The following is a 10,825-nucleotide window of genomic DNA, read 5'->3' as shown; positions in this document are numbered from 1 at the left end:
AATCACAAACTTTACAACAATACCAGCCTCCTTTGTACTCGACAGCTTGGTTCGTAGACAAGATTGAGACGCCAAAACATGACCTGATAGAATTTAGTTACATCGACGGTGGTTCCCTTGTACAAAATAGCTATGGGAATGTCATAACACATACAACGAATACAAATCCAAATTTCAACTGTATGAATGATCAAGTCTATTGTAAACAAACGATTTCATCAGTCATAAACACTTTGGACAGGCTACGGACGATCACCAAGAAAATACACCAGATTGATTTTCCCGAGGGAAGGTTAATCTTTAATTCCAGTTCTGGCAGAATGGATTTTTACAATCAAAACAATATCAACACTTTAACAGACGGACCTAAGAAATTAGACAATATTGAAATCCAGGCCAAAACGGGCGTTTCACTATTCAATAATATCAAAAAAATAAACTTTGATTACTCCTATTTTATCGCAGACCAGGTTGGAGTAACTTACCAGCATTCACACAGGTTAAAACTCGACAGAATTTTTAACGATATGTCCAGTGACAATAGAGAAGAAACTGTTTTCACTTATTCCGATGTTAACCTTCCAACAAAAGATTCAAAATCAATTGACTTTTGGGGATACTATAATGGGAAAGCAAACTTAACTACCATTCCACACCAAGTTATCACCTATTCCCCATATTGTATAGTTTGGTCTTATGAGCATATCGGGAATGCTGACAGAAGAGTGGATTCTACAAAGATTGAGGCAGGGATTCTAAAAAAGATAAAATACCCTACTAAAGGCACAACGGTATTCGAATATGAACCAAACCAATATTTTGGGATCGATAAATTTGATAAATTTACTAAACATGTCGTTAGCGGGCATTTAGTACAAGGAACCGGTTTTGGATCGCACGCAGCATCCTATTATAACGGGCCAAGCTCAGATAACGGACTCATAACTGCATGTTCAGATCCAGACAATTTGGAATGCATTCAGTACCAGGTAATTGATTTTAATGCCGTTGATGCGAATGCCACATTAAATTTTGAAGTTCATAACTCCGACCAAGGAAATCCTGCTACTGTACATCAATATGGAAAAATTACAATTTACGATTCGAATGGCGTTTTTTACTCTTCCGGACCTTTACACAATACTTCTCCCCAGGCAATCAACCTACAGCATTTAAATTCCGGGACGATCGTTATTGAAGCTTACGGGCAGAATATCAGTGTTATGGATACACAACTCATATACTATAACATCGATTTGACCCCAAAGAACAATTACGGAATGGGACTCCGCATAAAAAGTATCAGCAATATCGACCATAATGAAAATGTAATCGGTAAAAAAGAATACAGTTATCTGAAATCCGACAATAGTTTAAATAGTTCCGGCAAGCTGATTAATGACATCTATACCATATTTCAATCAAATGAAGTAATTCATTGTTCGCATGCATGCTGTAATGTGATTCCACCGGCAGGAACTGCTCCCACTGGTGGCTGTATGTGGAGAGAAGTAAGTTCGACTAATTATAGTTCGAACTCTGTAAATGGTATTGAGGGCAATAGCATTGTGTATAGTGAAGTAAAAGAAAAAAATGTAGATACGCAAGGCCTCTCAAATGGTTACAGCATTTATAAATTCACGACAAACGCTGATTATCTTTACGATACCAAAGGGGTCATCAGGGTCGACAAAGGTTACCTACGGGGAAAATTGATCCAGAAAGAAACCTATAAAACTTCCGACGGAAATGATTATATCGTTAATAAGGTTATAAACGAATATGTAGAAGATACAGCAAAAATATCCTATATAAAAGGATTTAAAATGTTTCAGCACAACTACCTCGATGATCCACTCCTCAATGGCAACAATATGCCTTACTCATTGGATTACATGTTTGAGCTGGGACATTACAGCCTGCCGATATATTGGTTCTATCAAAAATCCAGCGAAAACACCGATTATTTCTACGATAACAATGAAGTTTTAACAGGGACTGTCAGCGGCACGACCAATTATTTTTATGACAATCCCGATCACATGCAGTTGACACGAACTGAAACAACAAATAGTGAAGGAGAGATCTTAAAAACGATCAACCGCTATCCCGATGATTTGCCCGCCGATCCGAATATGGCCGCATTAAAAGCACAGAACAGGGTTGCGGAGGTCATCAGTACACAAATTTTCAACGGTTCAAATCTGTTATCCACCAAATACACCACTTATAAAGATTGGACCAACAACATTATTGAGCCAGAAATCGTGCAAACCTCAAAAGGCACGGCAACTCTCGAAAACCGCATCCTGTTCACCATGGTAGATCCTGCAAATGGCAATCCCATCGAACTTAAAAAAGAATACGGCGTTCCGGTGGTCTATATTTGGAATGACGATGGGACACAACCACTCGTCAAAGTCGAGGGACTTCCCTATATCGAGATCCCGCCAGGGCTGATTACCGCGATTAAAATTGCCTCCCAGACCGGTATCGAAGCCAATATCACGACTTCGCTCAATGCACTCAGGAATGATCCGGCCTTGGCCGCAGCAATGGTTACAAGCTTCACCTACAAACCTTTGGTTGGAGTGACAACCATCACCGACCCAAAAGGAATCAAGACCAACTACTTCTATGATGAAATGTACAGGCTGGGCGAGATACGCGACCAAGACAACAACCTGCTTTCACAAACCCGTTATCACTATAAAGACTAGGACGATGAAAAAAGTTATATCCCTCGCAGCATTATTGGTGACAATTTGGGTATCGGCACAAAGTGCCGACCAGAATTATATCAGTACGGTTACCTATAAAATAGCTACCGTCTCTACTATCGCAGACCCAGCGCCCGAAGAGGCTGCAATGGAAGTGAAATATTATGATGGTTTGGGGCGGCCCATACAAAACGTATCCTACAAACAGGCGGCTGACGGCAAAAGTATCATAACGCCGATGGCCTACGATGAATTTGGGCGCGAACAAAAACAATACCTTCCATTCAGGAATGACAACGTAGCCGATTTTGATCCAGACGCCATAGATAAGGTCCAAAGCTATTATTCTGACGGGGATCCTGCATTAACCGGAAACCCTTATTTCGATGTGACTGGCAATGCTTACATCCAAAAGGAATTTGAAAATTCTCCCCTGAACCGTATCATGAAACAAGCGGCACCCGGCGACGATTGGGCAATGGGCAATGGGCACGAAATACGGTTTGAATACCAAACTAATGCACAGGACGAGGTTCGGAATTTTTACGTGACATTAGAGTTAACCCCATACGGCATATACAAACCTGTTTTAAATTCCGATGGGTTTTACGCTGCCCATACATTATACAAGACGGTCACGAAAGATGAAAACTGGCACGGGCACGATGACCACACCACAATGGAATTTAAGGATAAGGAAGGTCGAGTGATCCTTAAGTGCACTTTTGAAGATAATCAACGCCACGAAACGTACTATGTTTATGATAAGTTTGGAAACCTTTCTTTTGTAATCCCGCCGCTTGTAGATTCGGCCAATGTCACAACCGAAGCATTAGGCGGGATTTGCTATGAATACCGTTACGATTTCCGCAACCGGCTGGCTGAGAAAAAATTACCCGGCAAGGAACTGGAATATATTTTTTACGACATGCTCGACAGGCCAACCGTAACAGGACCTGTCTATGATCCTTTCGGCGATATGACCATGGGATGGCTATATACCAAGTATGACTTACTCGGGAGGATTTGCTTCACCGGGTGGTATTCAGACAACTCCTATCAGGAAGATATTAATACGATGCGGACGTTCTACGACAATCCTGTCAATATTGACCACGCCGTCAGGGACAACACCACGATGATTGGGTCTGTCGCAGTTGGATACCGCTTTGGATCACTGCCTCCCCATTTTGAATTATTAACCATCAACTATTACGACGATTATGCTTTCCCACACGGCCCGTTGGTACTAACGGATGTCCAAAACCAGGCCGTACAGGCCAATGCCAAAGGGCTGGTCACAGGTTCGTGGACCAGGATGATCACCGTTGAGAGCGAAGCGGCAGCAGAAGAAGGCTATACCTTCTACGATAAAAAATCGCGCCCAGTACTCAATTACACTACAGAACACCTGCATGGCTTCAACGAAGTGCAGACAAAATACGATTTTGCCGGACAGGTATTATACACCAAAACGTCACACAAAAAGACAAATGGAGCCGGAACACTGTTCACCATCCAGGATTCGCTTTCTTACACACCGCAAGGACGTTTGCTTAAACATATGCAGAAGGCAAACAATAAGCCTTGGGAGTTGCTTTCCTACAACACTTACGATAATCTCGGTGGCCTGATCTCTAAAAAGGTAGGCGGTACAGACATCAGCACCTTCACCGGATTACAGAAGGTAGATTTCAGGTATAACGTCCGCGGATGGCTCACCGACATTAATGATAGGCGGAACCTTGCCGATGAAATCCCAGATCTGTTTGCATTCCACATCAACTATAACCTGCCCGACAGCGAAACTTATCCCGTTGAAGCCCTATACAATGGCAACATTTCAGAAACCTATTGGCGATCGGGCAGCGACAATATATTGCGCTCTTATGGCTTCGAATATGATGCGATGAACCGTTTAAAGAATGCTGTATACCAAAAGCCGGGAAGCACGCCATGCGTGGGCAATTATGACGAGTATCTCGAATATGACAAGAACGGCAACATCCAGGCATTACACCGCACCGGGAATTCGGACACCGTCACAACGGTGGAGCCTATTGACGACCTCACTTACACTTATGCTACGGACAAACCGAATCAGCTGCTCAAGGTTACCGATGCTACCAACTCTCCCAAAGGTTTCACCGACGACAGCGATGGCACTAATGATACGGTAGACGATTATGTGTATGACCTGTTTGGCAACATGAGAACCGACCAGAACAAGAACATCAGCAGCATCAGCTACAACCACCTCAACCTGCCCATAGAGATTGTTATAGACGGGAATAAAAAGATTACGTACATTTATGACGCCGCAGGCAGGAAATTGCAAAAGGCAGTCTGGGACGGTACGGCCACCGTTAAGACAGATTACCTGAGCGGGTTTCAGTACAAGGGCGAAAAGCTGCAGTTTTTCCCAACCACAGAAGGATACGTGAACTACACAAACGATCCGCTTGTGGATCCGGATGCCGCATTTAATTATGTGTACAATTATACCGACCATCTCGGCAACATCAGGCTCAGCTACAGCAACGACCCGGCTGAAAACGTTCTTAAGATATTGGAAGAAAACCACTACTACCCATTTGGGCTTAAGCATGAAAACTACAGTTCTGATGTGAAGCATTATGCGAAGGAAGAGATGGAACCATTGGGGATTAAGCCGGTACCGCCTTCGACTAATGCAGATTATCAGTATAAGTATAATGGGAAAGAATGGCAGGGTGAGTTGGGGTTGAATATGTATGACATGGACATGAGGGATTATGATCCGGCTATTGCAAGATGGGTGGTATTAGATCCCGTAGTTCATCATGACGTTTCACCATATATTGCTTATAATAACAATCCAGTATTTTGGGCCGATCCTTCAGGGGCGGATAGCGAGGATTCGTTTGGACGCACAAGTAATTCTAATGGAAGGTATATTCCTGTTTCAGAAAGAGAAGAAGTGGGAGAAGCTACAACGAATAAGCAAGAAAAGCGGAAAAAGAAGAAAAATCAAGAGCAGAAAAAAAAGGTTAAGGTACATACTGAAGAGGAGAAGGAAGAATTTATCGAAAGAGTAAAGTATGAACAATTAATGTTGCGACAGGGTTTCGAAGTAACGTGGGATGACAACATATTTTTATCTCTAGGTCATCAAGTAACGTGGGCTATGCCAACAGCTGAATGGTCAGCCATTTTAAGTTTTTTTGGTAAAAGTTCTGAAATTGTAACAACTTTGCACGGAGCAGAAAGAATTGCCGGAATTGGGGCAGCTTCACGTGGAGGAGTATTGAGTTCCGAAGGGATTCGAACGACGATGACACTTGGAAGACAGATTAAACAACTTGATGGGGCAACCGTATTTTTACGGGAAATTACACCAGGTCGGTTTAACGCTGTAGTTCAAGGTGAAAAAGGTATAATTACAACAATGGCAAACTGGTCTCAAAAATCGATTAACAGAATAGCAAAGAATTATGGATGGAAATTATAAAGAAATAGTCGTTTGTTGCTTTTGCGGGGAATCTTTATTGCTTAAAGATGCAGCCATTATTACAGTGCAGCCAAAATTAGAAAATGACGAACAGCAACAACTTTTTTGTCATAGAGAACATTTAGTTGAAAAAGTTCACAAGTCAATTTTTTTACACCCCGATTTTTTTGAATGAAATTATATTTCTTTTGAATATTGACGTGAGGTCTAATGGATTACGACACCCTCGCTGGCGCGAATTTACAATCCGTACCCACAAAGTATAGAAAAACTGCAGTTTCCAAAACGTGCAGTTTTTTATATTTATGAAATTATTTTATACCATGTCGACAAAGTGGTAATGTTTCAGAGTTAGTGATATAGCATTTTATATTCCTAACGCGTTGAAAATGATTAATTATTGAACTTAAATTAAAAAAGGATGGGCAATATTGCCCATCCTTTTTGTTTTAATATTGTCTCAAAAGAAACAAAATGATGCAAAACGACATTTCGTGCTCCAGAGTTAGTGATGGAAATATTAGTTGCCCTCATTGTAAGGATGCAAAAGTTATAAAAAACGGAACTACTAAAAACAAAAAGCAACAATATTATTGTAAGAGTTGCAATAAACGGTTTATCGGGAACTATACTTATCGGGCCTATTTTTCAGATACTAATCAAAACATTATACTACTCACCAAAGAAGGCTTAGGTATAAGAAGTACTGCGAGAGTTTTAAAAATTTCAATCACTACCCTATTGAAAAGGATTGTGCTTATTGCCCAAAGCATCAAGCCGCCTATAATATCAACAGGTAAAATTTATGAAGTTGATGAAATGAGGACTTATGTAAAAAGAAAAGACAAACTGATATGGATTGTGTATGCATTAGAGAGAGAAACGAAAAAAGTGGTCGGTTTAAATGTTGGCCGTAGAACCAATAACACATTGGTTGCTGTATTAAATACCGTAAAACTGTCTAATCCTTTGGCGATTTATACGGATAGATTAAAACATTATAAATATCTTATTGACGAAAGTATTCATAAAACCAAACGCTTTGGCACTAATCATATTGAGCGAAAAAACCTTTCATTGCGAACACATTTGAAAAGATTAAACAGAAAAACCATTTGTTTCAGCAGGAGTAAGCTGGTGTTGATTTCTGTTTTAAAGATTTATTTTTGGTCATAAGTTTGGGGTTTTGCTTAGATTTATAATATAACTTCAATGGCAGGAATGGCAGGATGAGCTGGGATTGAAACTGTACGACATGGACATTCTCTCTCGCTGGCACGAGCGTGACGCTCGCGCCAAAAACTTTACAATAATTACAGAAAAACCATAATACCTTAATTTATAAAACAGCAGCGCAAGAAATTATGGAAATAATGATCAGACAGTTTTAGAGATTGATATGAATTGAGTGGCACGAGCGTGACGCTCGCGCCAGCAGGGGGGAGAGTCCCTGCTGGCAAAAACAAACGTTTGCAATAACGTTGCGCTTTTGTTTTCTATCAGGGGAGGGATTAGCTGCGCCGATCCCAGGAGGGGAGTCCTTGCGAAAAAGACCAAACGTTTGTGTTTTTTTATACCCAAAATGCTTACGAAAGTGGACTTTCGACGCTTTTGGGTATAGAAAACCGAAAACAAAAGCTTTCGGTTTTCTTCGCGGAGAAAGAGGGATTCGAATACCCTAGTTGGAATTCTGTACTCATTTGGTGTAAACCCAGTTTTTCTTTCAGGGTATTTCCAAACCCGGGACCGAAAGGTATAACAGGCGAAGCAAGCTAAAACTTAAACAAGCTACCTGACGGCCGGCAGGCTTCCTATTTCTCAATTCGTATAAATGTCTTAAAAAACACTCTTGCTAATACGAAAAAGGATAATTTTACGGTAGCGAATTGCCCCATTCCCTAAACTACAAGAAAAATGAAAAATTACGGACGGCTCTTTAATGAAAGTCCGGCGCCAATGTATATCTATGACGACCGCACCTATGATTTTTTAGCGGTTAATGATGCGGCCCTGCATCAATACGGCTACAGCAGGAAAGAATTCCTTTCTATGAATGCCACGCAGATACGGCCATCACATGAAATCGAATCTTTTACAAAAGCCAACCTTAATGTCCCGGACAGCTACTTTGACTTTGGGATATGGCAGCATACCAGAAAAAACGGCGATATATTTTATGTGCATATCTATGCCCACAGGACAAAGTTCAACGGTAGAGATGCAAGATCAGTCCTGGCAGTAGACGTCGAACAGAAAGTGCGGACCGAAATGGCGCTTTCAGAAAAAAGCGCCGAAATTATCGACATCCTCGAAAGCATTACGGACGGTTTTTATGCGCTCAACAAAAATTGGGAGGTTACCTATTTCAATAAGACTGCTGAAAAGGTGCTTGGCTGCAAGCGCGAAGAGGTAATTGGGAAAAACCTATGGGATTTTTTTCCGCATTCCAGAGAGGGAAAATTTTTCTCCGAATATGAGCGCGCCATGACAGAGAAGGTCAGCGTACATTTTGAGGAAGAATATGCCCCCCTTGGCGTATGGGGGTCGATGAACGTCTATCCTACCAAGGACGGCATTGCGGTTTATTTTGTGGATATCACCGAGCAGAAAAAAATCCAACAAAAAATCTCGAATGATGAGCGCAGCCTGCGTGCTATCATTAATAATACTACCGATATAATCTGGTCTGTTGACCGCCAAAATAATATTATCAGTGCCAACGATGCTTTCCGGAAGCGCATAGCATGGATTACCGGCAAAACAGATGGCACTGTAAACGAATCGGATTTCGATAAAGACCTCTTTTTAAGGTGGCAGCAATATTTTGAAAGGGCCTTCAAAGGCGAAGCGTATAAAATAATCTTGGAAGATGAATACGAGGGCAAAGAAATATTTGAGGAAATCAGCTTTAATCCGATACGCGATATTAATGATGAAATAATAGGAATCAGCTGCTTTTCGAGAGATATCACTACGCAACATCTTTATTTGAGAAGGATTGAAAAGCAGAATGCGAAATTTAAGGAAATAGCATGGTCGCAATCACATGAGGTCAGGGCACCACTTTCGAACATTATGGGATTAACCGCATTATTCAATTTTGAGGATACTTCAGATCCCGGAAATGCTAAGATTATGCGACTGATCAGTAATGCTTCTCAACAACTTGATGACATTATAAAAAAAATAAGTGCCAAAGCATTGCAAACAGGATGGGATGAGTGATGCTCCAGAAAGTTGCCCGGACAATTTGCCTGGTGGTGACCTTGCTTTGGTAAAGTTGTTGAAAAGTGCAGTACGCTAAAAAAGCTACTCTCGGTCAAATTTCATTAACCCTGGTTACTGGCACAAAAACGTGGATAGTTCCTATAAGCAAATAGTTGTACCTATGTTGTACCAAAAGAAAAGCCCCGTGTGGAAATCCATGCGGGGCTTGCTTTTAATCAGCGGAGAAAGAGGGATTAGCTGCGCAGTTCCCGTGAAGGTAGTCCTTGCGAAGAAAGCCAAACGTTGCAAACGTTTGGTTTTTTTTTATACCCAAAACGCTTACGAAAGTGAACTTTCGACACTTTTTGGGTATAAAAAAAACCGAAAGCAAAAGCTTTCGGTTTTCTTCGCGGAGAAAGAGGGATTCGAACCCCCGGACCTGTAACAGTCAACAGTTTTCAAGACTGCCGCAATCGACCACTCTGCCATTTCTCCAATAAGGTCATGCTAATATTGCTGTTAGCGGTTGCAAATATAACAACCTTTTTCGTTCCGCAAAAACTATTTAGGCAAAAAAACAAATTATTTCCGAAGCGGTTTTCAACTGATTCATTTTGTTGGGATTAGGAATTTTCAATCGCTAATATTTCACGTATTCCAAAATCTCCAACCCATACCCAATCATCCCCACGCGTTTCGTATGCTCCTCTGAATTGGAAACCAGCCTGATTTTCGAAATGTCTATATCGTGCAGCATCTGCGCGCCAATCCCGAAATCCTTGATGTCCATGATAATCTGCGGGGCTTTAAAAATGCCCTGTGACTGCAATGATTTGAGTTCACAAATCCTGTGGAGTAAATTCGTCGACGGCGATTCCTGGTTGATAAACAATATCGCGCCCTGACCTTCATCGTTAATAAGCTTGAACATATCGTCGAGTTTCTTGTCGGCGTTGTTGGTCAGCGTCCCTAAAATATCATTGTTAACGAGTGTCGAGTTGATTCTTGTAAGCACCGGTTCCCCGATATTCCAGTTGCCTTTCGTAAGCGCAATATGGATCTGCTTGTTTGTGGTTTGCTGGTATGCCCTGAGCCGGAACGAACCGAAACGCGTTTCCACATCAAAGTCCTCTTTCTTAACGATAAGGCTGTCGTGCTGCATCCTGTAGGCTACAAGGTCCTCTATGGAAACCAGTTTAAGGTCGAGCTTTCTGGCCACTTCCACCAATTCCGGCAAACGCGCCATCGAGCCGTCTTCATTCATGATTTCGCAGATGACCCCGGCGGGCTTAAAACCTGCCAATCTCGCAAAATCGATTGCTGCTTCTGTATGTCCGGTCCTTCTGAGAACGCCGCCCTGCTTGGCGATGAGTGGAAAAATATGTCCCGGGCGTGCCAGGTCGTGTGC

The 10,825-nt window shown here is 41.7% G+C and carries 6 protein-coding genes and 1 tRNA gene; 5 read left to right on the top strand and 2 right to left on the bottom strand.

Translation table 11 applies throughout. The annotated features are described in order from the left end of the window. From VK541_RS07375 to VK541_RS07355, 5 genes are all read left to right on the top strand, one after another. On the top strand, window positions 1-2,720 hold a 2,720-nt coding region (locus VK541_RS07375), incomplete at its 5' end, for a hypothetical protein (protein WP_324368445.1). A gap of 4 nt (window positions 2,721-2,724) precedes the next feature. Continuing rightward, window positions 2,725-6,210, top strand: a complete 3,486-nt coding sequence (locus VK541_RS07370) for a DUF6443 domain-containing protein (RefSeq protein ID WP_324368443.1) — start codon at window positions 2,725-2,727, stop codon at window positions 6,208-6,210. 474 nt (window positions 6,211-6,684) lie between these two features. After that, complete coding sequence (locus tag VK541_RS07365) at window positions 6,685-7,386, top strand: IS1 family transposase (RefSeq protein ID WP_324368441.1); 702 nt, start codon at window positions 6,685-6,687, stop codon at window positions 7,384-7,386. A gap of 738 nt (window positions 7,387-8,124) precedes the next feature. Further along, window positions 8,125-9,435 (top strand): PAS domain S-box protein, encoded by a 1,311-nt coding sequence (locus VK541_RS07360; protein WP_324368439.1) that lies wholly within the window; start codon window positions 8,125-8,127, stop codon window positions 9,433-9,435. Between the two features lie 163 nt (window positions 9,436-9,598). After that, window positions 9,599-9,862, top strand: coding sequence for a hypothetical protein (locus VK541_RS07355; protein WP_324368437.1), 264 nt, complete (start codon window positions 9,599-9,601; stop codon window positions 9,860-9,862). Here VK541_RS07355 and VK541_RS07350 read toward each other — a convergent pair. Both VK541_RS07350 and VK541_RS07345 read right to left on the bottom strand, forming a co-directional pair. After that, a tRNA-Ser gene (locus VK541_RS07350) sits at window positions 9,828-9,912 on the bottom strand. The genes VK541_RS07355 and VK541_RS07350 overlap by 35 nt on opposite strands. Before the next feature lie 145 nt (window positions 9,913-10,057). After that, on the bottom strand, window positions 10,058-10,825 hold a 768-nt coding region (locus VK541_RS07345), incomplete at its 5' end, for a 3,4-dihydroxy-2-butanone-4-phosphate synthase (RefSeq protein WP_324368435.1).

It is taken from the genome of Pedobacter sp. (assembly GCF_035317785.1).
In the GTDB taxonomy this organism is placed as follows: domain Bacteria; phylum Bacteroidota; class Bacteroidia; order Sphingobacteriales; family Sphingobacteriaceae; genus Pedobacter.
The sequence above is the reverse complement of the archived record's forward strand: the minus strand, read 5'-3'. Positions and strand labels throughout refer to the sequence as shown.

Excerpts from the sequence above, each read along its gene's own strand:
- VK541_RS07370 (WP_324368443.1), top strand. The coding sequence starts at position 2,725 with ATGAAAAAAGTTATATCCCTCGCAGCATTATTGGTGACAATTTGGGTA.
- VK541_RS07355 (WP_324368437.1), top strand. The coding sequence starts at position 9,599 with ATGTTGTACCAAAAGAAAAGCCCCGTGTGGAAATCCATGCGGGGCTTG.
- VK541_RS07360 (WP_324368439.1), top strand. The coding sequence starts at position 8,125 with ATGAAAAATTACGGACGGCTCTTTAATGAAAGTCCGGCGCCAATGTAT.
- VK541_RS07365 (WP_324368441.1), top strand. The coding sequence starts at position 6,685 with ATGATGCAAAACGACATTTCGTGCTCCAGAGTTAGTGATGGAAATATT.